General features: G+C 38.8%; 22 protein-coding genes. 11 read left to right on the top strand and 11 right to left on the bottom strand.

From position 1 onward, the window contains the following. Positions 1 to 20: 20 nt before the first annotated feature. Entirely contained in the window at positions 21 to 422 is a 402-nt protein-coding gene (locus EHQ49_RS04550) for a hypothetical protein (RefSeq protein WP_135576771.1), read from the bottom strand. A 21-nt stretch (positions 423 to 443) separates the two neighbouring features. Continuing rightward, a complete protein-coding gene (locus tag EHQ49_RS04545) occupies positions 444 to 1,322 on the bottom strand; it encodes a DUF455 family protein (RefSeq protein WP_135576769.1) in 879 nt (292 codons plus the stop codon). Positions 1,323 to 1,389: 67 nt separating this feature from the next. Between EHQ49_RS04545 and EHQ49_RS04540 the strand changes: the two genes are divergently transcribed. After that, entirely contained in the window at positions 1,390 to 1,728 is a 339-nt protein-coding gene (locus EHQ49_RS04540) for an MGMT family protein (RefSeq protein ID WP_135576767.1), read from the top strand. 1 nt (position 1,729) lies between these two features. Beyond that, positions 1,730 to 2,530 (top strand): bifunctional hydroxymethylpyrimidine kinase/phosphomethylpyrimidine kinase, encoded by an 801-nt coding sequence (thiD, locus tag EHQ49_RS04535; RefSeq protein ID WP_135576765.1) that lies wholly within the window; start codon positions 1,730 to 1,732, stop codon positions 2,528 to 2,530. Between the two features lie 8 nt (positions 2,531 to 2,538). On the opposite strand, the gene EHQ49_RS04530 is transcribed toward thiD, so the two are convergent. Next, a complete protein-coding gene (locus EHQ49_RS04530; protein ID WP_425269824.1) occupies positions 2,539 to 4,656 on the bottom strand; it encodes a sigma-54-dependent Fis family transcriptional regulator in 2,118 nt (705 codons plus the stop codon). Between the two features lie 247 nt (positions 4,657 to 4,903). Between EHQ49_RS04530 and EHQ49_RS04525 the strand changes: the two genes are divergently transcribed. The 4 genes from EHQ49_RS04525 to yihA are packed head-to-tail and all read left to right on the top strand — an operon-like array spanning position 4,904 to position 8,764. Further along, the gene (locus EHQ49_RS04525) at positions 4,904 to 6,832 is read left to right on the top strand and encodes a GAF domain-containing SpoIIE family protein phosphatase (RefSeq protein WP_135576763.1); all 1,929 of its coding nucleotides are present in this window, start codon (positions 4,904 to 4,906) and stop codon (positions 6,830 to 6,832) included. Further along, the gene (locus EHQ49_RS18825; RefSeq protein WP_135576761.1) at positions 6,829 to 7,152 is read left to right on the top strand and encodes a tRNA lysidine(34) synthetase; all 324 of its coding nucleotides are present in this window, start codon (positions 6,829 to 6,831) and stop codon (positions 7,150 to 7,152) included. Before EHQ49_RS04525 ends, EHQ49_RS18825 begins: the two co-directional genes overlap by 4 nt. Then, the gene (locus EHQ49_RS04515) at positions 7,092 to 8,129 is read left to right on the top strand and encodes a tRNA lysidine(34) synthetase (protein WP_341867069.1); all 1,038 of its coding nucleotides are present in this window, start codon (positions 7,092 to 7,094) and stop codon (positions 8,127 to 8,129) included. Before EHQ49_RS18825 ends, EHQ49_RS04515 begins: the two co-directional genes overlap by 61 nt. Before the next feature lie 5 nt (positions 8,130 to 8,134). After that, positions 8,135 to 8,764 (top strand): ribosome biogenesis GTP-binding protein YihA/YsxC, encoded by a 630-nt coding sequence (gene yihA / locus EHQ49_RS04510; protein ID WP_135576757.1) that lies wholly within the window; start codon positions 8,135 to 8,137, stop codon positions 8,762 to 8,764. Here the strand turns inward: yihA and EHQ49_RS04505 are convergent. From EHQ49_RS04505 to EHQ49_RS04485, 5 genes are all read right to left on the bottom strand, one after another. Further along, positions 8,747 to 9,460, bottom strand: coding sequence for a hypothetical protein (locus tag EHQ49_RS04505; protein WP_135576755.1), 714 nt, complete (start codon positions 9,458 to 9,460; stop codon positions 8,747 to 8,749). The genes yihA and EHQ49_RS04505 overlap by 18 nt on opposite strands. Positions 9,461 to 9,590: 130 nt before the next feature. Continuing rightward, entirely contained in the window at positions 9,591 to 10,274 is a 684-nt protein-coding gene (lsa25, locus tag EHQ49_RS04500) for a surface adhesin Lsa25 (protein ID WP_135576753.1), read from the bottom strand. 13 nt (positions 10,275 to 10,287) lie between these two features. Further along, positions 10,288 to 11,775: an Omp85 family outer membrane protein gene (gene omp85, locus EHQ49_RS04495; protein WP_135576751.1), complete on the bottom strand. Its 1,488-nt coding sequence runs from the start codon at positions 11,773 to 11,775 to the stop codon at positions 10,288 to 10,290. 72 nt (positions 11,776 to 11,847) lie between these two features. Beyond that, a complete protein-coding gene (locus EHQ49_RS04490; RefSeq protein ID WP_135576749.1) occupies positions 11,848 to 12,363 on the bottom strand; it encodes an acyl-CoA carboxylase biotin carboxyl carrier protein subunit in 516 nt (171 codons plus the stop codon). Between the two features lies 1 nt (position 12,364). Continuing rightward, a complete protein-coding gene (locus tag EHQ49_RS04485; protein ID WP_135576747.1) occupies positions 12,365 to 13,810 on the bottom strand; it encodes an acetyl-CoA carboxylase biotin carboxylase subunit in 1,446 nt (481 codons plus the stop codon). A 94-nt stretch (positions 13,811 to 13,904) separates the two neighbouring features. On the opposite strand from EHQ49_RS04485, the gene EHQ49_RS04480 reads away from it, so the two are divergent. Further along, complete coding sequence (locus EHQ49_RS04480; protein WP_135576744.1) at positions 13,905 to 15,905, top strand: LTA synthase family protein; 2,001 nt, start codon at positions 13,905 to 13,907, stop codon at positions 15,903 to 15,905. Here the strand turns inward: EHQ49_RS04480 and EHQ49_RS04475 are convergent. Then, the gene (locus EHQ49_RS04475; RefSeq protein ID WP_135576742.1) at positions 15,885 to 16,199 is read right to left on the bottom strand and encodes a 7(1) septoil knot domain-containing protein; all 315 of its coding nucleotides are present in this window, start codon (positions 16,197 to 16,199) and stop codon (positions 15,885 to 15,887) included. The two genes, EHQ49_RS04480 and EHQ49_RS04475, sit on opposite strands and share 21 nt — an antisense overlap. Positions 16,200 to 16,263: 64 nt before the next feature. Here EHQ49_RS04475 and EHQ49_RS04470 point away from each other — a divergent pair, with 64 nt between their 5' ends. Continuing rightward, positions 16,264 to 18,627 (top strand): dual specificity protein phosphatase family protein, encoded by a 2,364-nt coding sequence (locus tag EHQ49_RS04470; RefSeq protein WP_135576740.1) that lies wholly within the window; start codon positions 16,264 to 16,266, stop codon positions 18,625 to 18,627. Here EHQ49_RS04470 and EHQ49_RS04465 read toward each other — a convergent pair. Both EHQ49_RS04465 and EHQ49_RS04460 read right to left on the bottom strand, forming a co-directional pair. Further along, entirely contained in the window at positions 18,624 to 19,349 is a 726-nt protein-coding gene (locus EHQ49_RS04465) for a lysophospholipid acyltransferase family protein (RefSeq protein ID WP_244241388.1), read from the bottom strand. The two genes, EHQ49_RS04470 and EHQ49_RS04465, sit on opposite strands and share 4 nt — an antisense overlap. A gap of 175 nt (positions 19,350 to 19,524) precedes the next feature. Continuing rightward, positions 19,525 to 20,643: an LIC11274 family protein gene (locus tag EHQ49_RS04460; RefSeq protein ID WP_135576736.1), complete on the bottom strand. Its 1,119-nt coding sequence runs from the start codon at positions 20,641 to 20,643 to the stop codon at positions 19,525 to 19,527. Positions 20,644 to 20,779: 136 nt separating this feature from the next. Between EHQ49_RS04460 and EHQ49_RS04455 the strand changes: the two genes are divergently transcribed. Genes EHQ49_RS04455 through EHQ49_RS04445 form a run of 3 tightly spaced genes read left to right on the top strand, consistent with a single transcriptional unit; the run spans position 20,780 to position 23,067 of the window. Further along, positions 20,780 to 21,658 (top strand): DUF2225 domain-containing protein, encoded by an 879-nt coding sequence (locus EHQ49_RS04455; RefSeq protein WP_135576734.1) that lies wholly within the window; start codon positions 20,780 to 20,782, stop codon positions 21,656 to 21,658. 4 nt (positions 21,659 to 21,662) lie between these two features. Beyond that, positions 21,663 to 22,457, top strand: a complete 795-nt coding sequence (gene truA, locus EHQ49_RS04450) for a tRNA pseudouridine(38-40) synthase TruA (protein ID WP_135576732.1) — start codon at positions 21,663 to 21,665, stop codon at positions 22,455 to 22,457. After that, the gene (locus EHQ49_RS04445; protein WP_135576730.1) at positions 22,429 to 23,067 is read left to right on the top strand and encodes a hypothetical protein; all 639 of its coding nucleotides are present in this window, start codon (positions 22,429 to 22,431) and stop codon (positions 23,065 to 23,067) included. The genes truA and EHQ49_RS04445 overlap by 29 nt, the downstream gene beginning before the upstream one ends. Position 23,068 lies beyond the last annotated feature (1 nt).

The raw sequence follows: 23,068 nt of genomic DNA, 5'->3' as shown, positions 1-23,068 counted from the left end.
ACCGGAGCAAAAGGACCAGTTTACTTCTTTAACAACTCTTTGATTTCTTTAGGAAACCCAAGAAGGTCTTCTGGGATCGGGATTAGTTTTTTTCTATACTTAGCTTTGTATTCTTTCTTAAATTTTGTATGGCAAGACTTACATGTTTCATCTGGTTTTCCCACGGCCAATTTAGCATCTATGATTTCTTTCCATTCTGCTTTTTGATCATCCGGTGCCATATCAGGAACTTTTTCTAAGATTTTATTGAGATAGTCTGCATTGTCTTTTTTGTCGTACAACTTAGTTGCCGGTTTGGTAAAGTCCTCCATAAAATCATGAAGGTTCATTTCAACAGAAGAATTAGCTTTTTTTTCCGCATTCAGTACAATTCCGAGTGCAGAGAAAAACAATAATAAACTCAACATCATTCTCAATTTCATAGTCACCGTCCGTTAGGAATTCTAAGGACTTCGCAATGGAGAATCAAGTCTGTTTTTTCGAAGTATGGTCTCTCCCAGTCCGAATTTTTTTACGGATTCCAAGTTCACACGACCCGTATACTCATCTTCATAACGACCAAGGGACTGAATGAACTCTGGATTCATACCCGCAAGGGATCTTGTTTCAGGAAGATAAAGATAACCCTTCGCCCTCCTCGGAGTGAATGGGAATTTAATGAGAGAAAGATAATGTTCCCATTGATTTTTGTTTTCCGGGACAGAGTGTTCGAAGGCACGAAGTCCTCTTTTTACATGTTTGATTTCATCTTCAAAAATCGTGATCATGAGATCCGATGTTTCTTTGTCACCGAAGTAAGAAAAAACTTGAGCATATACTTGAGCATAATCTAAATTCGCCCCCTCAAAGGAAACCGACATCACTGCAGCAAATGATTCCAAACTTCCAAATTGGCCGAGTTGTTTCCAAAAAATATAATTCAATGGAAGGTCACCAAAATCAACGCCGAACTCTCTCATTCGATGTAAATACAGTTTTAGATGTGTTTGTTCTTCTTCGATTGTTTTTAGAAATCCATTCCGCACTGATTTTGGTGCAGAAGGAAAAGCTAAAAGAGCCCATGCAAACAATTCAATTGCCATCAGTTCATGATTGGCAAAATGATGGAGGCTTAGTCCTCTATTGGATACTAAACCTAGATGTTCTAAACGCGGAATTTTTACTTTTTTATCAGAGAACTGGAGTTTAGTAGAGCGGCCCGGAGTTTCGATGCGTAAGGGTGTAAAATCTGTTTCCTCATCCCAAGGACGACTAGGAGGTAAAAGTTTATCTTCCAAATTTGGAGCAAGTAACAAATGTTTTGCGTATTCTGAGATTTTCATTTCGCCGATAACTTTTAAAAAGGAATTTACAAAAGATTTAAATAATTAGGATATAAATCCAAATTCAATGGACACAGCTAAAACTAAAAGTACGAATTTTTACGATTCTGTTTACGCAGTTGTAAAAAAAATTCCCAAAGGAAAGGTAACGACCTATGGGCATATCGCATTACTTCTAGGAAGTCCTAGAGCCGCACGGGCCGTTGGATATGCTTTGAATGCTCTCAAAAAAGAAATGGAACAAAAAGTCCCTTGGCAACGAGTAATCAATGCAAAAGGGCAAATTTCCTTTCGAGGGGATGGTTTCCGAGCTTCCTTACAAAAAAAAATCCTGCAATCAGAAGGTGTTTCCTTTGATTTAAACAATGATACCTTAAATTTTGACAAGTACGGATGGTTTCCATAATATGCAAAAAGATTTCCCCATTACCTTAACCGTTGCGGGATCGGATTCCGGAGGTGGTGCCGGTGTCCAAGCAGATCTCAAAACCTTTTCCTCACTTGCTACCTTTGGAACCACAGCCTTCACTTGTTTAACCGCTCAAAACCCAGATGGGGTCAGCGACATTTTTGAAATTTCACCAGACTTTGTTGCGGCACAATTAAAAGCAGTTGTTGGATACTTTCCTGTCAAAGCGGCAAAAACCGGAATGTTGTATTCTGCAAATATCATAGAATCCGTTGCCGAATTTTTTTACGAAAACCCAGACATTCAATTGGTGGTAGATCCAGTCATGGTTGCTACTAGCGGCGCTAAACTTTTAAAAGATGATGCAATTGAGTCTTTAACCAAGGATCTTTTGCCACTAGCAAAACTAGTCACACCTAACTTAGATGAGGCGTCCCTTCTCCTCGGCGAAAAAATTCACGAATATGACCAACTTGTTCCGATGGCAGAGAAGTTGTTTCAAAAGTACAAAATTCCCGTCCTTCTAAAAGGAGGCCATCTACCAAATGCAACGGAAGCTACCGATGTATTATTCGATGGTAAATCCTCTTATCTATATTCAAAACCGTTTTTAAAAGGAAAAAATACACACGGAACCGGTTGCACCTACTCCGCTGCCATTACCGCCTTTCTAGCTCACGGAAAAAATCTACCAGAGGCTATTGGTTCCGCCAAAGAGTATCTCCACCTAACACTAGAAGACGAAATCCAAACAGGGCCAATTTCCCATTTAAATCATTTTCCTGAGCCAACCAACTAAGTTAGAACTTAATATTCGATATTAAGTTCTTTGATTTTTTTATCTAAAGTGTTTCGGTTGATTCCTAAAAATTTTGCCACCCGAGTTTTTGTATAACGGAACTTTTTCATTGCATACTGAATGAGTCGCGATTCTACTTCGCTGACAACAATTTCCATAGCACGACCATCAAGGCCATCTAATTGCCCGGGTGTCAATCGACCCGATCCCAAATCTAAAGGTTCAGTTCCTGATACTGTTTCAACGTGATTTAATTGAGTTACTTCTGCAGTATGTTCAGGTAAATCCTCTAAACTAGAAAGAATATCAGAAAAATCGTCTTCACTAAGAACTTCATCTTGAGCAAGAACCACAGCTCTTTCGATCACATTTTCCAACTCACGAACGTTACCTGGCCAACGATATTTTAATAAAAGTTTGGATGCTTCTCGAGAAATCCCTTTGATTACTTTATTATTGTCTTTAGTATATTTTTCCAAAAAGTGATTCATTAGAAGTGGAATATCTTCCACACGATCACGTAATGCAGGAGTATTGATCTTTACTACATTCAATCTGTAAAAAAGATCCGCTCTAAACTTTTTCTCAGAAACAAGTTGTTCTAATTCGGCATTGGTAGCAGCAATGATACGAACATCTACTTTTTTAGCCTTCGTAGAACCAATGGCTTCAATTTCTCGTTCTTGCAAAACACGAAGTAATTTCGATTGTAGATTCAAATCCATTTCGCCGATTTCATCTAAAAAAATGGTTCCTGTATCTGCTAACTCAAACTTTCCTTTTTTATCTGTAACGGCTCCAGTAAAAGATCCTTTTTTATGACCAAAAAGTTCACTTTCGAGTAGGTTCTCAGGAATGGCTGCACAATTGATTTTGATAAACGGGTTTTCGGAACGTGAACTATTATAATGAATGGCATTGGCAATCATCTCTTTTCCTGTCCCCGATTCTCCGGTAATCAAAACAGAAGCTCTGGAATCTGCAACCAGTTGGATCTTTTCAAACATCTTTTCCATACTCGCTGCTTTTCCGATCAGTGACCCAAACTTATATTTATTCTTTAATTCTCTTTTGAGTTGAATGTTCTCACGAGAAATTTCTTTTTTGGCTTCTTCTACTAAATTTTGAATTTTGATCGATTGAGAAATAATAGAGGCAACTACCTGCAAAAAGTCCAAAAAAGATTTTAGATCTGTATGTTTGTTTTGAACAATAAATGCATTCACAACGCCGAGCATTGTTTGTTCACTAAGAATAGGTGCACAAAGTAAACTTACGTTATGTGGATCATGTTTAAAATGAGACAAATACCCAACACGATTTAAAAAATCGGGATGGCTCGCAACAGATTCAATGATGATAGGTTCGCCAGATTCATATACCTTACCAGTAATACCTTCCCCTGGTTGGTAACTTCCTTTATCAATTTCTTCAGGTGATAATCCAGAGGCCGCAACAATACGAAGTAATCCTTCTTCTTTATTAAACAAAACAATACTTCCCTTCTCCAATCGAAGGGATTTTTCCATAGTGACCATAATCGAGTCAAAAACTTCATTTTGATCTAATGTAGAACTAACCACTTTAGAAATTTCAATGAGTGTTGCTTGGATTTTTGTCCTTTGTTCTAAACTGCGAATGGTTTGTAAGTTTTTAAAAATTTGCCCTGCTTGGTGAGCAAGAACACTCACAATTTCTAACATCTCTGCCGTAAATGCATTGAGACGATTTGAGTCTAGTGAGATCACACCAATGATATCATCTTCTACAATCATCGGAGCAACTAACTCTGATTTAATTTCTTCTTTTACCTGAATGTAATCTGGGTCTTTAGAAACATCATTTACGAGTTTTGCTTTTCCCGTAGAAGCAGCCACACCCGTAATCCCCTGCCCAATTTTCAGTTTGGTTTCACGAAGTAATTGTTGGTTCATCCCCCGAGAGGTAACTGCATCCAAAACTCCGTGTTTTTCATCGATGAGCATTAAGGATCCCGACTCCACTCCGCAGATTTGGATGCAACGATCCAAAATGAGTTCAAGAAGCCCGTCCGGGTCTTGGGTGGAGTTCATAGCCGTTGCGACTTCGTGGATGGATTGGATGGGATTGAATTTTTTCACGCTCATGGTTCTTGCTCTTTAGTATTACGCTCTGCCTCGAAAGAATACAGAAAGACACTGCTGGTGACCAAAACACTATGCTTATTTAATGAACAAATAAACCATTTTTTAATCATATTTGCCGACATCCTTCCGATTTCTGCAGAAAAAACAACTTTTGCTTATAGATTAAGCATGAATCGTACCAGGTTTCTCGGATATTAAGGAAATTCTTGTAGCTTATGAAAAAAGAAATCGAATAACCTGGTTTAGGATGAAACGAGAGCTCACTGACGACCGAATCTGTTTGCTCTGTGCCGAACCACAACTTCCGAACGGGATCACGAAGAATGGGCGTTTTTTCTGCCAAACCTGTGACCGGGAGTGGATTCTCGAAAAACGGAAAATTCCAAGAATCGGGAAAAACATCCTTAGCTCTAAGGAGAAAACAGAATTTCTATTAGATAACCTATCCTTATTCAACTCTGCCATGGAATTGGAAGATTTGATGCAAAGGTTTACCGAACTCATATCTTCGCGTTTGAAACGAGATAAAGTTGCCGTGTTCATCACCAATTTAGAGTTAGGTGAAATTAAATTAGCATACTATTCGAGCCGCCAAAAGACCTTACAGAGAGCCATCAAACGAATCACATTGGATTATGATCTAAGTTATGGGGTTTTGATTGAAGCTATGGCAAAAGGGGAACCTTGTTTTTATAAGTTTTCTGAACAGAAACATCCTTTCTACGAATTTTATTCAAAACTCACTGGAACTAAATCGCAACTAGTCATTCCGATTCTTTATGCAAACACTGCTGTCGGAATGGTGACCATTGACTATGAAGAAGAAGACTACTCAGACTTCATCGAAGACCAAGAAATTTTACAACTTGTAGTCGGTCAATTTGCCGTTTCCCTCAGAAACTCTCTTTTATTTTCTAAATCGGAAAACCAGTCTAAAAACTTTCAAAGTTTACATACTGCAGCCCTAACTCTAAGCCAACTTTATTTAAACAATCATGACGAAATGATACGTATGATTCTTTTGACACTATCAGGGATAGTGGAATCTTCATTAACCTGTCTCATTGAAAGGACTTTAGAATCTTCCAAAGCAAAAATATTTAAACTCTATCGTGATTTAGAAAATTACCAAATTCATACAGAAACAGAAATTATCGATGTAGAAAAAATTCATTCTATATTAGAAACCAAAGAAACGATAACCATTGATCCAATCACAAACACTAGTTTTGTGAATATCGGGATTGAAGGTAAAGAATCTATGATTTTTCCGCTTACTTTAGAAAACGGAACTAATTGCGTTTTTATTCTTACCAAACAAGAGAATCGATTTCCGCAGGATGAAATCGAAGCATTAAATGCTTTTGTTTCTTTAGCTAGAATCACTATGGAAAATTCCAATTTATACCAAAACCTTTCGAATAAAGAAAGATTGGAAAAAGAAATTGAAATTGCAAAAGAAATCCAAAGTACTCTTTTACCTAGAAAAGCTCCCGAAGCCGAAGGATTTTCTTTTGGTGGGTTTATGGTTCCGGCCCGCGGAATTGGCGGAGATTATTATGACTTCATCCTCTCACCTAACAGAAACGAGTTGTTTATTTGTATTGGAGATGTCAGCGGTAAAGGAGTTGCGGCAGGTCTTGTAATGGCGACCGTTAGAACCATCCTCCATTCCCTTGTTCGTGTTAAAGATTCTCCTTGGGAGATCCTAAACGATATCAACAATTATCTTTATTCCAGTTATAAAGAAGCAATCACTCCCAGATTTATGAGTATGATTTTACTCAGATGGAACCTGATTACAGGAGAGGTGCAATACTCTGGTGCTGGTCATGGAAATTTTTACCATCACCAAGCAGAATCGAAAGCGCTCACTATGATCGAAACAGAAGGAGTGATCCTTGGAATCCAACCGGATATTTCGGCATTTCGTAATGAATCCAAATTGCGATTTGATTCCGGTGATACTATTTTGTTGTACACCGATGGAGTGACAGAAGCAAGAAACTCTGAAGGAACGCAGTTCGGAGAGCCTCAACTCAAATCGAGTTTTCTTTCCTGGATCACGTTAGAACCAAAAAACATTCTCGAACGGATCTATTCCGAACTAAAAGAATTTGTCAAAGAACAGGAACAACACGATGATATCACTATGGTGGCAGTAAGGAAGATATGATTACGGAAATTCCCGCTCCAATCACAAAACTATTTGATCTGGCCCTTAGCCGTATGGGGAACAAACTGCCTGAACTCTGGGCAGAAAACAAAACTCAGTTTCTCATCTCCTATTCGGGAGGAAAGGACTCCTCTATCTTGGTTTTGTTTTTTAAATATCTAAAAGACAAATATCAAATTCAAACTCCTTCTCTATTCTATTTGTCCCACGGAATCCGTTCGATTGAAACAGAAGAAAAAGACATTTTCCATTTTTTAGAATCCACTGGGTTTCCCTTTTATTTTGTAAAAAAAAAATCCCAAAACTGGCTCTCAAACTAAAAAAGGGATTAGAAGAAACAGGAAGACTGGTTCGTTACCACGAACTCAAAAAAATTACCGATAGAATTCCCGCCATTATCCTTACTGGTCACCATTGTAAAGACTATACTGAATCTATATTTCTACACCTAACAAGAGGTGGTGGAAAAAAAGCATTTTATACTCTTCCTCCCTATGACGGAGAAAGATTTTTACCTCTCGTTTTTTTGGAAGATAAAGAATTGGAGTCTCTTTATTCATATGTATCCAATCATATGAAAATCTTTGAAGACGAGTCCAATAAAGACCCTGTTTACAAACGTAATCGGCTTCGAATGGATTTACTCCCGATTTTGGAAAAAGAAAATTGGAACTTTCATAAAACATATTGGAATTTCCATGATCGTTCCCAACTCAATTTACAATTTGATTTAAAAAAAATAAATATTCCCAAACAAGTCCCCCATTTATTTCGTATCCCTCACGAAACATGGATAAGCCTAAACTTATCAGCTAAAAAAGACCTGATTGACTTCCATTTAAAATTACTGGGTCATTATCCTTTGTACAAATCGGGATTTGACAATTTTCATCTCCAATCTGAAGGGGAAAGAGCATTTTTAGAAAACAAAAACTGTTTTTTATACAAATCAAAGTTTGGTGATCTATTCATCATCGATAAAAAATCTCCAGCTTTTAAAAAAGCGGCCTCTTATCGAGAAGGAGATAATTTATATATCGAATGGAACCAAAACAGGTTCAAACTTTCCGATCCACAGAAAAAATACGATCTTGGATCTTGGCACCACGGTCAAAAAATCCAAATCCGTTCGGGAAATAAGGAAATTTCTGAGTGTATGCGAGAAAATGGCATTCCGTTTTTCCTTAGAACCTATATTCCTATCCTTTATTTTGAAGGAGAACCCATTCAAATTTTGTTTTCTTTATTTTCAAAAAGCGAAAAGAATTATCCCAAACGAATCTATCTGGAAAGGTGAACTAGATGCATAAGTATTCCAAAGAAATTCCCTTTCCGGAAACTAAATTTTTCACATCGATTGCACATTTGAGTGAAAAAGAAGAATTAGATTCCGTTCAATCCATTGCCTTTATGGGAAGATCCAATTCAGGAAAATCGAGTTTATTAAATGCACTCTCTAACCATAGAGGACTTGCCAAAGTTTCAAAAACGCCAGGAAAAACAAAACTCATCAATATTTTTAGAACCAAAGAAGGATTTAACTTAATCGACTTACCTGGGTTTGGTTATTCAAAAGCATCTCATAAAGAACACAAAGATATGATGAAACTTTTAGAAGGTTTTTTAAATACATGGAAAAATTTAAAAATTCTTTTCATCCTTTGTGACTCTCAAAGAGAATTTCCAGAAGAAGAACTTTCCACAATAGAAGTCGCTATGGAAAAAAAAATCAAACCGGTTGTGATCCGAACTAAAATCGATAAACTGAACCAAAGTGAACAACATCGCGTACGTACAGAGATGGAAACAGCAATGAACGAAATTGGAATTCCGTTTCGAGTCTTTTATCTTTCAGCGACAACAGGTAGGGGTGTTGGTGAGTTACGCGAGTTTATTGTAGAGAATTTGATTCCGTCAAACAAAGGTGTCTAAATAAGTACCGGAATTCGATTCAGTTTGAATACTCATCATTCCAAATAAATTAGAAGTCATCATTTTACGAAAGTCCGTAAGGAGTGCAAAAGTTTCTTTCAATTGTTCTTTCACCCGAATGAGTCTTACTTCTTCTTCCAATCGTTTTTTTTCCGATTCAATTTCTTTCAAACGTTCTGCAGAATGTACATCGGAAGATGATTTTTTTGTTTTCTCAGATTCTAAACGTGTTTCGAGTTCTTTAATTTTGGATTCCAAATCTTTCTCATGAGATTTCTGCATGATCTCTTTTGGATTTAATTTGGTTTTCTCTTTCGAATTAGGTTTTTTATCTTCTTCCTCTTTCAATTGGAAAAGATCTTTGATCGACTTTCCATCAGAATATGGGCTAAAAAAAGGATCTTCCTCAGAATTTGATTTGGGACGAGTGACTGCATGGGTCTCTCCACTCACCGCCACCATTCGACCATCACGAAGTTCATAGTTGATTTTGACTTGAACCGACTGGACATCACGTCCTTCGCGAAAGGCTTCATTTTTGAATTCAGCGGCATGCCCAAGTTCATGGGATATCACATGGAGGGCCGAAAGAGATTCAGGGGAACTTTCTAGTTTTCCATGCCCGACATAGTTCACCCGGCGATCTTTCGAAAGATCTACATTCATACGACTGAATGGGGACTCGTCAATTCTCATGGAAACCTCACCACCTAATGGGTACTTCGGTTTATTATGAGAAAATATTAGTAGGAAATTGGATTTTTGAAAAGCAAAAACTCTCCTGAAAAATCAGGAGAGCCGGTGAAATGGGGTCAAACCTGCTAGGTTATGGGCCCGTGCGCACACAACGGACAAAATTCCTTTGTGTTTTAACAATGAACTTTTGGACACCATAGGATTGCCTATCAAAGGAAATGGCATGAGCTGTTTCCCCAGGGAGGTCCTCGTTGTTCGACCAAGCTGTCCAATAATCATCTTCCTGTGTGGAAGGAAAAAATTGGAGTGTTGCTGCCCGACCTGGAACCACCAATCTTTGGTATTCAATCACAGTAGGAACTCGCCAAGTTGCACCTAAGAAATGATTATTCTGACATGCGCCATACAACTCACTCACACCCGCAATGGCAATGGATGAAAATCCTTGGAGCACTTGTGGGAAAGCGATGGAGTTACAAGCATGTGTTTTGGAATCACAATAAGCAACTTGTACAGCACCCGCACGAGCTGAGTCATAAGGATTGAAGATGGAACCTTGAGGTGCCCCTAAACAATCATTAAACCCTGCCCGATACACTTGCCCATGTGTACATTTTTGCCAAATTAAATTGGAAACAGTATCGGTAACAGTTCCGTTCCCATTGTCTCGAAGACCTTGGTTTGCAAGAATCCCTGCAACTAATTGGTTAGTTTCTTCCGGGCTTAGACCGTAGATATCCTCTACAGGTTTCATTTCACAGTTCATGAAAAAAGATAAGACCAAAAGAGAGAAACAATATTGAATTTTTTTCATAAGCTCTGCCCTCCTAAAATATATGATTAAAGTTAATGAATGTTTGTCTGTCTTCATTCGAAATTGCATGATCAAAATAAATAACCGTTGCTTGGTTCCAAGGAATTCTAAGACCAATCCCTCGAGAGTGTTTGTAGTTTTTTAAGTTAGCATCTTCTGTCCGATCCCAAACTCTTCCTACATCATAGAACGGAACTAGTTGAAAGTCAAAGTGTTGTCCACCGAACTCTGCTTCAGCAAACTTCCAACGAATTTCAAAGTTTGCAAATGCCATGGTTTGGCCGACAAAACGGTCTTGTTTGTAACCACGAATGGTAGTTCGTCCACCAAGACCAGATTGGTTGGTTTCCGTTCCCCACATGTTGCGATATTCATAAAAGGGAGCATCTCCATTCGTTTGTATCATGGTTCCACGAGCCGCAAGAACAAACTTTTCCAAAATCTCAGGTGGTTTGCTAGTAAACCACTGCACCGGACTTAAGAAGATACGACCAGATACCAAGTTTTTATTAAAATCATAAGTTGAACCAATTGCCTTTGTGGAACGTTCGTGAGTGTATTCCAAAAATACCCCGCGGTTTGGATCCGGTTCAAAGTCACGTGTATCAAACACAATACCCGCCCGAACCGTATTCGTGTAACCTCCGTTAAGTCCACGAATTTTTCCATCTTTATCTTCGCGAGTTAATTTTGTTTCTCCTTGCGGAGTTCCAAAAGTACGGTCTACATCAAGTAAACCTAAAATACCGTCAGCCGGACCTAGTTGTGCGTTGTTATACTTTCCGTCATAAGTACGAATGATTTGTTTTGAAAGACGAATCCCTGTCACCGTACGAAGTGTTCCACCGAAGAAGGAATACTCACCGGAAGTGCTAAAGTTGGGGTTTTCAATATCGTAACGATTGTATCTATGATCACTAACGATCGGTGCTTCTCCAATCCCCGCATCTCCTTGACGACGATAGTTCAAGTTGTCTTCATAATCGGAAAACGGAGCATTCCGTCGGATTTGACCGTTCGGGTCGTTCCTTTCTAAATAAGAAAGAGGTTGGAGCGTATCGGATCCGATTCCAAAGAAAAGAGAGTTTGGATTTCGTTCATAAACCAAATCCGCTCGAAGTCTCCATTTCGTATCAAAAATATAAGGAGCATCGATACTCAATTGGTGGTAAGGAGCTCTTTTGGTCGTATTAAAATACTGAGCAAAGACCCTGACACGATATGGTGTGTATTCAAACATGGGGGAGGTTTTTGCCCCGTTGTAAAAATAGAGCACACGCGCCCCATAACCAACTCCCACATTCGGGTCAGAGTTGATGAGAGGAAGACCAGTAAAGTACCCCCCTTCTTTTTTATTCTTAAAATCCCGCTCGCTCAGTCTCTTTTTTTCAGAGATCTCGAACGGAAGGTCGGTACGGGGTTGACGTTCCTGACCGAGAACCCCGTGGAAAAACGAAAAAAACAGCAGAAGTATGAAACTTCTTAAAATATGATTGTACATTCTCTACCTATCAGCCAAAGAAACTGCCTTATGCTGGGAAGTTTGAAAAATATGTCAAATAGATTCGCAGAATTATGTTTTTTCCGGTTCGATTCTGTGTAAAATGATAAGCACTTCGTCTTGTTGGACTAGGTCCCCTTGTGATTTTCGAATTTCTTCTACACGACATGAATAAGGAGCCTTAACAGCGTTCTCCATTTTCATCGCTTCCAGAATGAGGAGGCTTTCACCTTGTTTGTGTTCCTTTCCCACTTCGGTAGAGATTTGCACTACTTTTCCTGGCATAGGGCTTTTGATTTCCGGAGAGGTTTGGCCTGCACCTTCATACTGCCGTTCGGCGAGTTTCCCACTCCAAATTTCACCCTTCCAATGAAGAAAGATCTCGTTTCTTACTTTAAGATATTGTAATACAGATCCATCTTTCATGAACACAGATTGTAATGAACTTGTATCGGAATTGTATGGTTCTCCTTCCACTAAATCTTCTAAAGGAAAAAAAGAAGTTTCCTTTCCTAAACGAACACGCACAGAAGAGCCACTTACAAAAACAGAAGCGGGGCCAGACTTTGTTTCAAATAAATAATCCATGTTAGGTTGTTTCCTTGATCCAAGGGTCAATTGGTTGTTTGGAAGTAAAAAAGGTGCCTGCAAGCGCTAATTTTAAATCTTCTTTAGTATTGTCTGACAAAAGTTCCGGTTCATTGTCTGCAATAAAATGTGTTGATACTTTTCCGTCTGCAAACTCTTTCGCAGAAACAAGCCTTTGTAAAAATTGCAAATTTGTTTTTGGACCAAACACAATTGTCTCCGATAAACATTCAATTAGGCGGTGAATCGCAGTGATTCTATCTTCACCCCATACAATCATTTTGGCTATCATTGGATCATAAAACATGGTAATTTCAGATCCGGAAACCACACCAGAATCAATTCTTAAATAATCTCTAGTGGGAAAGGATAGATGGTGGATTTTTCCTGTAGAAGGTAAAAAACCTTCCTTTGGATCTTCTGCATAAATTCGGACTTCCAACGCATGTCCTTTTTGAGGAGGGGTTTTGATTTCTGGTAATGTTTCTCCTTGGCAAACCCGAATTTGCCACTCTACCAAATCAAGACCGGTTGTCATTTCTGTCACAGGATGTTCCACTTGCAAACGAGTGTTCATCTCTAAGAAATAAAACTCACCAGACTCACCTAATATAAATTCTACGGTTCCTGCACCTTCGTATTGAACTGATTTGCCCGCCATCACGGCCGCTTCAGACATTTTAGATTTTAGTTCTGCGGAGTATCTAGGAGCTGGTGTTTCTTCAACTACCTTTTGATGGCGTCTTTGTAAGGAACAATCCCTTTCATGTAAATGAATGATATTTCCTTTCGTATCTCCAAAGATTTGAAACTCCACATGACGCGGGTTTGTAATGTATTTTTCCAAGAGGATACGATCGTCACCAAATGCGGACAATGCCTCCCGTTTTGCAGAAAGAATTCCTGGTTCTAATTCTTCTGCTGAGTTGATCCGGCGCATTCCCTTTCCCCCACCACCGGCACTGGCTTTTGCCATAATGGGATATCCAATTTTTTCTGCTTCTATTTTGAATACTGAAATTTCTTGAGAGGCACCTTCGTATCCAGGTACAACAGGAACACCACTTTTAGCAACTAACAGGCGTGATCCGATCTTATCACCCATAGCTTCAATCGAGTGAGGTTTTGGACCAATGAATCGAATCCCGTGTTTTTCTAATTTTGTAGCAAAATCTGTATTTTCAGATAAAAATCCATACCCTGGGTGAACGGCATCTGCTCCTGTTTCCAAACAGGCGCGAATGACCTTCTCTACATTTAAATAGGAAGAACGAGCATCCGTTCCTCCAAGTGAAAACGCCTCGTCTGCAGACTGGACAAATAGGCTTTGTGCATCTGGATCGGAATAAACCGCAACCGTTTTGATTCCCATTCTTTTTGCAGTGCGAATGACACGTACGGCAATTTCGCCACGGTTAGCGATGAGTATTTTTTGGATCGGCTTCATATGAGTAGGATCAAAATTAAAGGGATACGAAAATAAATCAACTGAAAGATCGTAACTTCATTGACCGTCTCCATCCTTAACCAATTCTTTTTTTATGGTGAAACAGTTTCCCAATTTTAAGTTTTCAGATCGAATCTTTCTAACTTATTTTTCTTTGGGTTTTTTAACCCTATTCCTCCACCGCATTTTATTTTTCATTGTTTACTCTTATCGTTTAGAAGAGTTTCCCGTTTTGGTTTTACTCAAAGCTTTCCTGATTGGATTCCGATTTGATTGGGTTACCATATCTATTTTGTTAGTTGGATTTTATTTACTTTCTCTTTGGAATGGGGCATCAAAACTGAAGGTGTATCGTTATTTTTGGATCATAACCCCTCTTGTTCTTTATCCAATCTGTTTGATCCATTTGTTTGCCGATTTATTGTATTTTGAAAATGCAAACAAACATATTGGATACGAAGCCATTGTGTTTCTTGGAGATTTGGATGTTCTAGTTTCTTCTGCCTTCAAAGAAGCTCCTTTCAAAATCTTATTTTTTTTAATCTTTATCATAGTTTATATTGTAGGGATTCAGCATTGGTTTCAGAAACAAAAAATCACAGATCAAGTGAACGAAAAGGAATCACTACGATCTAAAACCATTAAAGCTACGATTTGGATTCTTTTTTTCTTCATTGGACTTAGGGGTGGTCCACAAGAATCTCCACTTCGTGCCAGCGAAGCGATCATATCAGATGACGCCCTAATCAACCAACTAGCGTTAAATGGAATTTACACAACCATCAACGATTTCAAAAGCCAGGCCATTCCCAAACATCTAAAAATGAAAGAGGAAGATATGTTGGCCGTGGTTCGAAAGGAAATTGAATACAATGGTGCCGAATTTGTAGATGATCCCGAATTTCCACTCGTTCGAAAAATAAAAACAATTCCTGGAAGAAAATCAATCAATGTCGTTCTTGTCATTCAAGAATCTTGGACAGGAAAATATGTTTGGCCTGTCTCTAATGGAATTTGGTTGGGTAAGGAAGTCACACCATATTACAATAATTTGGCGAAAAAAGGTCATAGTTTTCGAAAATTTTATGCGAACGGTGGTAGAACGAGTAATGCATTACTTTCTGTTCTCACAAGTGTACCTGATAGACCGGGTCTTACGGCCATTCGTACCCCACAAATCTTAAGTAACTTTTCTGCGATCGGAAATTTATTTTCTGGGTTTGGATACCAAACTAGTTTCATTACAGGTGATGATTTAAAATTCGATAGTTTGGCCACCATTCTACCACATTTCGGATTCCAAACTTTAATTGGGAAGGAAGACTTTCATAAAGCGGGAAAATATAAAATTGGGGCTTGGGGTTACGATGATGAACACCTTTACTCCAAAGCATTGGAAGAAATGGACTCCTACCAAAAAGAAAACAAACCCTTTCTTATGACCATTCTTACAATGACAACACATTACCCATACAAGGTGCCAAACTCGAAGTATGAAATTTATGATCCGAATGTAACCGATTTTGATTACCTCAATACCTACCATTATGCCGATGCGGCTTTGGAAGTATTTATGAAAGAAGTTCAAAAAAGAAATTATTTTGAAGATACCTTGTTTGTATTTGTGGGTGATCATACCCATCACCGATATCTATCTTATTATGAAGACAGAATGGTTCCGTTTTTATTGTATGCACCAAAATACATAAAACCAATGTTAGATGAAAGAATTTCCTCCCAACTCGACGTACTTCCCACCATTTTAGGTGTGGTAGGAAAAGAAACTTACTTTGCCGGATTTGGCAAGGATATGCGAGCTCCAGGTTTGAAGTCAGGGAGCACCTATTTTGCTTATGGAAGTGCCTGTGGTTGGATTGATGAAGAAAAAATTCTCTACCAAAGTGTGGATGGTGACACTCAATTTATTTTCCAAATGGTTCCACCCTATGCAGAGGATCCAGTTTGTAATCCGAACAGAAAGAACTGCTTCCACCAAACAGTGAAAGCAAGAGCTTTCTTCAATTTATCTTTAGAATTAATGAATCGTAATGCAGTTTATCCTTTGGAAGGTTCTCTACGGTACACCAGGAAATGAATCTACATACTTGACTTTGAAGTCTGGAAAACTAGTCACAATTTGGACTTTGAGATCGGGGAAGGAACTAACTTCTTGCCACTTACCGCAGTCGGAAGGAAAACTACTTACCTTTTGTACTTTGAGATCGGGAAAACTATCTACGACCTGAACTTTGAAATCAGGAAAACTTGTCACAAACTGAACCTTTCCTGCCAATTTTTTTCCTTTAAAAGTACAATCAGATCCCACTTCTCCTGCAAATAGAGTCGAACTGAACAAAATTCCAAATAACAAAACAATCAACTTCTTCATACGTACTCCTATTTTTAAGAAATAAATTCTAGATTTATTTTCCAACCTGTCAATCCTTTTGTCCATGAATTCGGAATCAGCCATTCTCTTCACCCAATGCCTTCAAAATGACTTCGCAGCTCTCCTTGATAAATATGATCCACTCCCCAATTCCTTACACATTGGGTATCAGGAAGCCAATCGACTTTTGGGAGAAATGATGGAAGAAGGTCCGGTATTTTCCCTTTTGGATTGGGCTTATGAAACAGACCCCAATCATTTAAAACTCATTCATATTCGCGATTGGCATGATTCCAAAAACAAATCACAAGAAGACCACCTAATACAGTTTGGTGATCATTGTTTAAAAGACACTAAAGGTGCGGAATTTGTATTTCAAAAATGGATCGATGAAAATCCAAAACGAGCAGAAGTTGTGAATGCTTCAGGACTGAATGATTTTGTAGATACCAATTTAGAAAAAGTTTTAGCACCTTACAAAGGAAAATCCATCAAGGTAGGGATTACGGGAGTTTGGACCGAAGCCAAAGTCACCTTCCTTGCTTATGATTTAAAAACAAGATACCCCGAATTTGAAATCGGAGTTTGTTCAGCTCTGACTGCAAGTTCCTCTCTCTCCATGCATTTCATTGCTCTTGACCAATTGAAACAAATTTTAGGAGTGAAGGTGTTTTCTTCCATAGGAGCCTTTACCGAATTTTTAACCGGAAGCCAACCCAATTTAGAAAAAAGAATTTCTACAAATGCGCGTATCTCAAGCGACAAACTAAAGTTAGATCCAAAATACCCCATCTCCAAAACAGACAATCAAATTCTACTCTATCTCTTCAGAGATTGTAAAGAGGTAGAATTCAAAACCTTAGATGGTGGATTTTCTGGAAACGTAGTTTTAAAATCCAAATCCACTGACCACTTGGGCCATTTACAAGTTCCTTGTGTTGTTAAAATTGGAGAAAGAGATCTCATTGCAAAAGAAAGAACGGCTTTTGAAAGAATCCAAGAAGTTCTAGGAAACAATGCCCCCTCCATAGTAGATTTTTGTGAATTAGAAAACAGAGGAGCCATCAAATACCGTTATGCAGCTATGTTAGATGGGAATGTCAGAACCTTTCAAAAGGTATATGGTTCTATGCCTGATGGAACGGGCCTCGACCGAATCATCGACACTGTGTTTGGTGAACAACTGGGTCGTTTGTTTGAAGCAACCTCCACAGAAAAACTCAATTTATTAGAATATTACGACTTCCAACCGAAATACGCCAAATCCGTTCGATCCCGAGTGGAATCACTTCTAGGAAACCCACAAAATCACTCTGAAATAGAAATTGTTCCAGGATATTTGGTACCCAATCCTTGTATCTTCTATGAAAGGGATTTATTAGAACTCAAAGAATACAATGCCATCACACATAATACATCTTACATACATGGAGATTTGAATGGGGCCAATATCATTATTGATGGGCAAGAAAATGTTTGGATGATTGATTTTTTTCACACCCATAGAGGCCATATCATTCGAGATTTACTAAAACTAGAAAATGATATTCTATTTATTTTTTGTAAAATTGAATCGGAATCAGAATGGAAAGAAGGAGTTGAACTTACCGATTATTTACATAACAGGGAAGATTTAGGAATCGAACTCGACCTAGAACCTCCCGATTTTATAAAAAATGAAAAACTAAAAAAAGCCTATAGAGTCATTGCCAAATTAAGATCCTATTATCCACGTTTGGTGAAACTAGATAGAGATCCGTATCAAATGCATGTAGGCGCCTTGCGATATGCGATGCACACTTTATCTTTTGATGAAAGTAACGAATGGCAAAGGAAATGGGCTCTTTATGTCGGTTCCAAACTCATCGTCAAAATTAAAGACTTTATCAAACGTTCCAAAGTATTACGGATCGATTATTTAAAACCCATATCCAGTTCAGAAACGGATGGCATCAATCGGATTGGACTCACCATCCTTCCTGGAAGAAAAGATAGAGCCCGAGTTTTGGCTGATGACTTAAACACCATACAAAAAGAAGGGATTTCTCACGTCCTTAGTCTCATCACAGAACAAGAGTATGTTGATTATGGTGTTACGGATCTAAAATCAGAATTGGCTCAAAGTAAAATTCAACAAAAACAGGTTCCAATTTTGGATCAAAGAGTTCCAAGCCTCGCTCAGATGAAAGAAACTTTAAAATGGATGGACGATGCGCTTTCTAAAAACCACAAGGTCCTCATCCATTGTGTGGGAGGGCTTGGCCGTTCAGGAACTGTGGCCGCAGCTTATTTAATTTGGAAACACGGTTTAGAGGCAGACTCTGCCATCCAGAAAATCAGGGAATCGAGAAGTGAACGAGCAGTGGAATCACTCGAACAAATTCGATTCTTAGAACTATGGGAAAAAGAAGTAAGATCGAATGCCTAAACCGACGAAAGTTTAACTCTTTCTGCTTCAGTCATAGCATCTAACTCTTGCTTCTTGGTCTGCATCAAATTATTTAGATAAGTTTGGAATTCTTCCCAAGAAGAAAAATCTGTAGGGTCGTGTACACCCAAACCCAAATATCCAACTACGTTTCCTTTTTGATATTCTTGGTAAGTGGTAAGTCCCGACTTCAAAGCAACAAAAACAGGAATTTTTTGATCAAAGGCAATTTTCACCATCCCTTTTTTCAACGGAATGATTTCTTCCGAATAAGTATTTTTTCCTTCCGGGTATACAATATATGAAGTAGTTTTCAAACCTTCGATTAGGTTTTTTACAGAAACAGCGACAGACATGGCTTTTGAATTATCAAACACTTGCGAACCCATAGCCACCATCCACCAATAGGCAAACCATGCTTTTTTGATGACTTGATTTGCCAAAAAAGGTTTACGAATCACATAACAATCATAAGGAAAATCCATTTCATTGACATGATTTAAAAATATCATATGTCCTTTTTCAGGAACGTTTATTTCATTAAATACGATGAGTTTGGTTTTTGTAATATTTAGAACATCTTCTGCCCAAATTTTAGTTCCTTCTAAAAACTCACGTACTCGTGCCTCTTTGTTACCAGTGAGTGAACGATATATTCCTCTAATCAAATAGGGGCTTGCTTTCCCAAAAACAAGAAGGGTGATTCTTAAGTAAACCTTCATCACCAAACGCCCGTAGTGGACACTCAGTCCATGTAAATTTTTCTTAATAAGATCGTCAACGACCGGAATTTTCGCCATAGCAACAATTAGACAAAAGAGGTCATTCTATGGAAATAAAAAAGCCCAAGAAAATTCTTGGGCTCATTCATTTGGAAACGGTGTTAGTTAACGTTTCTTATTGTTGCGGGTTGGAAGTGGATCCTGCCGCAGGTTTTGCTGGGACATTCAAAGCTTTTTTGCGTTCTTGGTCGTATTTCATGAACACCATATTGTTGGAATCCAAATCATACACCCGACCTCTCACGTCAGCATGGTCCACGCGGTAGTCTTCGGGAACACGAACATCAAACATAGCTTGCATACGATTATCATACTTGATGTAAGGATTTTTTGTAAAATCGTAAGTAACACCGTCGACCTTTACCGGTTGTCCTTCCACAGGCGCACCATTTTCATCTTTAAGAGTTTCTGATTTTGCTTGGGAATTGTTTAGGTAATAGTTGTCATATGGATATTTTAACTTATAGATGTTAATTGCATTTGCCTTAGAATCACGAGCTAAGTTAATCGCACCAAAATATAAATCAATTCGATACTTTCTATGATTAGGTTGTAACTTTTGGTGTTTCTCCAAATTCTTTTCAACTTTCAAAGCATTAGCTCTAGCTTCTTTTGCAAGACCTAAATGTTTATAACCCAACTCTAAGTTTTTCTCAATATCGTATTTGTTATAACTGTAATGAGCTTCTTTTGGATCATACATACGACGTGAAAAGGGAGCTTCTCTTGGAATGTCCATTACATCTTGGCGAAAGTAAGAACCTTTTCCATATTCAATAGAAATATCAAGAAGAGCTTTATCCATATGATTGTTTGGATTTTTTCTTTCCATAGCCGTTTTCATCATCTCTTCTGCACGTAAAATGTAGAGTTGAGAAAGTTCCTCAGTCATCTTTTCGATTCCCAATTGGCACTCGAGAAAACGTTGATAAGCGGAAGAATAATTACCTTCGAAATGGTATTGTAAACCTTCTTGGTAAATTCGTTTGGCTTCGTTGTATTTCTTCATACGAAAGCCTTCTTTCCCTTCCGGTGCATTTAATTCCGTTGGTTTTCCTTCCGGATCTTCCCCACGGAAATTTTTAACGACAGGTTCTAACTCACGTAAGTATGTTAGAAGTTCAATTCGTTTGTGGTATGATTTACTAGAGACCGATTCTGCAAACATAGGTGCCTGCACAACGAGACTCGTCATGAGAATAAGAAGGGATTGTTTCATTGCTCTGCCGTTCATTCCGTTTCCGTACTTTCCTTCCTTCGAAGAATCTTACAAGTAATTTCGGGGTGGCCCCTGTGAGTATTATCGGAGATTTCTGATATTGGATTGACAGATTGTATTTTAAAATTGAGCCTTTTCCTAGATTTTTCCTATGTCCCTAGCCGCAGCCCAGTCCAAAAAAGTATCTTTTCGCGCCAAAGAGTCCACAGTCTGCCCGATTTGTGATGAAAATCACCAAAAGGAACAAATGTTCCAGGGAGGGGGACGACTCATCGCCGGTAAGTTGGCTCAGGATTTACGTCGATTGTATGAAAAAAATCGAAAATTTGGTCGCGTCAGTCCTCTGGATTATGTCATGTCCGTTTGTCCTCGTTGTCTTTACTCTTCTTTCCCGAAAGATTGGAACTCTCTAAACCCAGCCGATAACGAAGCCATCCGAATGGCCACTGATAGCCGTAGAGCCTATATTGAAAAAATCCTAGGACCTCTTGATTTTACCGGAGATCGCCAAATTGTGTTAGGTGCTGCTTCTTACTTACTTGGAATGGACTGTTACCAACTCCGTGGTGCGAGTGTAGCTCCCACTCCTAAAAAAGCAGTTTGTGCCATTCGTGCTGCATGGTATTTTTCTGACTTACACGAAGAGTTTCCACATATCGGTTATGATAAAATTAGAGACTTACTCTACCAAAAAGCAGCTGTTATCTACGGCTTTACGTTAGAGCTCATGCAAAATGGAAACGAACCTGTAGACCAAGCCGCAGGAATGCTCGGACCCGATACCGATAACAACTGGGGATTTGATGGTGTTATTTATTTAAATGCGTTCCTAACCAAAAAGTTCAAAGACCAAATGGCACCAAAACCAGAAGACCAAGTTTTACTTTTATCTCGTGCCAAACGAACACTCGCAAGATTATATGGTTCAGGAAAAGCTTCCAAAGGAAAACCAGGCCCCATTGTAGAAATGACTCGTGAGTTGTATGATGAATACAATGCTATCCTTGAGGCAATGGGAGGCGAGAAGTAAGGGTTTGCCCAACTACGCTCTTCTCGTCGAATACGACGGTAATCATTTTTACGGTTGGCAGAAACAAAAAGACATTCCCACGGTTCAATCCTCCATTGAATCTGCTCTTGCCATTATTTTAAACAAAAATCCCGCATCACCTTTGTCAGTCGCAGGAAGAACAGATACCGGTGTCCATGCATTGGGCATGGTGTGTAATTTCAAAACAGAATCCCCCATTCCGAACTTTCACAAATTCCTGGTGTCTGTGAATGCACTCACCAAAAAAGGGGTTTCGGTAAAAAACATTGTCGAAGTTCCCAAAGAGTTCCATTCGCGATTTAGTTGCACAGGAAGAGAATACATCTACAAAATCTATTATAGCAAATATGAAAGTAGTTTTGTAGAAGGGAGAGCCTATTGGGAGAAACACCCTGTTGATTGGGATTTTGTAGAAAACCAACTAAAAAATCTCATTGGTGAGAAGGACTTTCGTTCTCTTACCAAAGCAAAGTCAATGGCCGGAAAACGTGCCATTAGGAATATCTTTGACATTCGTTTGGAACGATTGACATCCGATTGGATCCAAATCCGAATTCGTGCCAATGGATTTATGCACAATATGGTTCGTATTACTGTCGGAACTTTACTAGACATTGGAAAGGGACGTTGGAAATCTAGATCCATCGGCTCCATTTTGGAAGAGAAGAACCGTACGATTGCAGGGATCACCCTCCCGCCGGACGGACTCTATTTTGTCCGCGCATATTACGAAGATTATCCGGAAATTCATGAATTGTATAAAATCACTCTTCCTTAGCCTTTTTCTAGCACTCACTCTATTTTCCGGTCTTCTTTCCGCACAAACCTTAGAGGAATACAACAAACGAAGGTATGAAATTGGGGGATGGGTTGGGGCCGCAAACCCAATGCCTGGAACACCTACCGTTCGCATTTTGGACACTACACTCGGCGGAGGATTTTATGCCCGAATGCCTTGGCCTTGGATTTTTTATACAGAAATCGGTGGTTCTTATGCTGTATTTTTGTCTAGATCAGAACGGGCTCTCACAGCCATGCCCCTCTATGCCGCTTTAGCTTATAAAATTCCCATTGAACTTCCCATCCAATTTTTTGTGAAAGGGGGTGGTGGTTCTGCCTATGTGGTGGCCCGTCCTGCCGATACCGCCCGCTGGAATCCGACCGCCTTTGGTGGGTTAGAAGCTAGTTTTATTGCTGGTCGTAGAATTCGGATTGGAGTCAGATTGGACTATTATAAGATATTTGAGACAAATATGGATATTCCGAATGAATACCGATATCCACTTGCAAGTCCTTATGATGACCCGCGTTTGCAAAATCCTGCCAATTACACTTTGCAGAACGTGGATTTTTTCTATTTCGGTCTAACCGTTGGAGTGTTGTTTTAAT

The organism is Leptospira perdikensis, assembly GCF_004769575.1.
In the GTDB taxonomy this organism is placed as follows: Bacteria; Spirochaetota; Leptospiria; order Leptospirales; family Leptospiraceae; genus Leptospira_A; species Leptospira_A perdikensis.
The sequence above is the reverse complement of the archived record's forward strand: the minus strand, read 5'-3'. Positions and strand labels throughout refer to the sequence as shown.

Bases quoted from the DNA above. Each gene is read 5' to 3' on its own strand.
- EHQ49_RS04550 (WP_135576771.1), bottom strand. From the start codon at position 422: ATGAAATTGAGAATGATGTTGAGTTTATTATTGTTTTTCTCTGCACTC.
- EHQ49_RS04545 (WP_135576769.1), bottom strand. From the start codon at position 1,322: ATGAAAATCTCAGAATACGCAAAACATTTGTTACTTGCTCCAAATTTG.
- EHQ49_RS04540 (WP_135576767.1), top strand. From the start codon at position 1,390: ATGGACACAGCTAAAACTAAAAGTACGAATTTTTACGATTCTGTTTAC.
- thiD (WP_135576765.1), top strand. From the start codon at position 1,730: ATGCAAAAAGATTTCCCCATTACCTTAACCGTTGCGGGATCGGATTCC.
- EHQ49_RS04530 (WP_425269824.1), bottom strand. From the start codon at position 4,656: ATGAGCGTGAAAAAATTCAATCCCATCCAATCCATCCACGAAGTCGCA.
- EHQ49_RS04525 (WP_135576763.1), top strand. From the start codon at position 4,904: ATGAAACGAGAGCTCACTGACGACCGAATCTGTTTGCTCTGTGCCGAA.
- EHQ49_RS18825 (WP_135576761.1), top strand. From the start codon at position 6,829: ATGATTACGGAAATTCCCGCTCCAATCACAAAACTATTTGATCTGGCC.
- yihA (WP_135576757.1), top strand. From the start codon at position 8,135: ATGCATAAGTATTCCAAAGAAATTCCCTTTCCGGAAACTAAATTTTTC.
- EHQ49_RS04505 (WP_135576755.1), bottom strand. From the start codon at position 9,460: ATGAGAATTGACGAGTCCCCATTCAGTCGTATGAATGTAGATCTTTCG.
- lsa25 (WP_135576753.1), bottom strand. From the start codon at position 10,274: ATGAAAAAAATTCAATATTGTTTCTCTCTTTTGGTCTTATCTTTTTTC.
- omp85 (WP_135576751.1), bottom strand. From the start codon at position 11,775: ATGTACAATCATATTTTAAGAAGTTTCATACTTCTGCTGTTTTTTTCG.
- EHQ49_RS04490 (WP_135576749.1), bottom strand. From the start codon at position 12,363: ATGGATTATTTATTTGAAACAAAGTCTGGCCCCGCTTCTGTTTTTGTA.
- EHQ49_RS04485 (WP_135576747.1), bottom strand. From the start codon at position 13,810: ATGAAGCCGATCCAAAAAATACTCATCGCTAACCGTGGCGAAATTGCC.
- EHQ49_RS04480 (WP_135576744.1), top strand. From the start codon at position 13,905: ATGGTGAAACAGTTTCCCAATTTTAAGTTTTCAGATCGAATCTTTCTA.
- EHQ49_RS04475 (WP_135576742.1), bottom strand. From the start codon at position 16,199: ATGAAGAAGTTGATTGTTTTGTTATTTGGAATTTTGTTCAGTTCGACT.
- EHQ49_RS04470 (WP_135576740.1), top strand. From the start codon at position 16,264: ATGAATTCGGAATCAGCCATTCTCTTCACCCAATGCCTTCAAAATGAC.
- EHQ49_RS04465 (WP_244241388.1), bottom strand. From the start codon at position 19,349: ATGAAGGTTTACTTAAGAATCACCCTTCTTGTTTTTGGGAAAGCAAGC.
- EHQ49_RS04460 (WP_135576736.1), bottom strand. From the start codon at position 20,643: ATGAACGGCAGAGCAATGAAACAATCCCTTCTTATTCTCATGACGAGT.
- EHQ49_RS04455 (WP_135576734.1), top strand. From the start codon at position 20,780: ATGTCCCTAGCCGCAGCCCAGTCCAAAAAAGTATCTTTTCGCGCCAAA.
- EHQ49_RS04445 (WP_135576730.1), top strand. From the start codon at position 22,429: ATGAATTGTATAAAATCACTCTTCCTTAGCCTTTTTCTAGCACTCACT.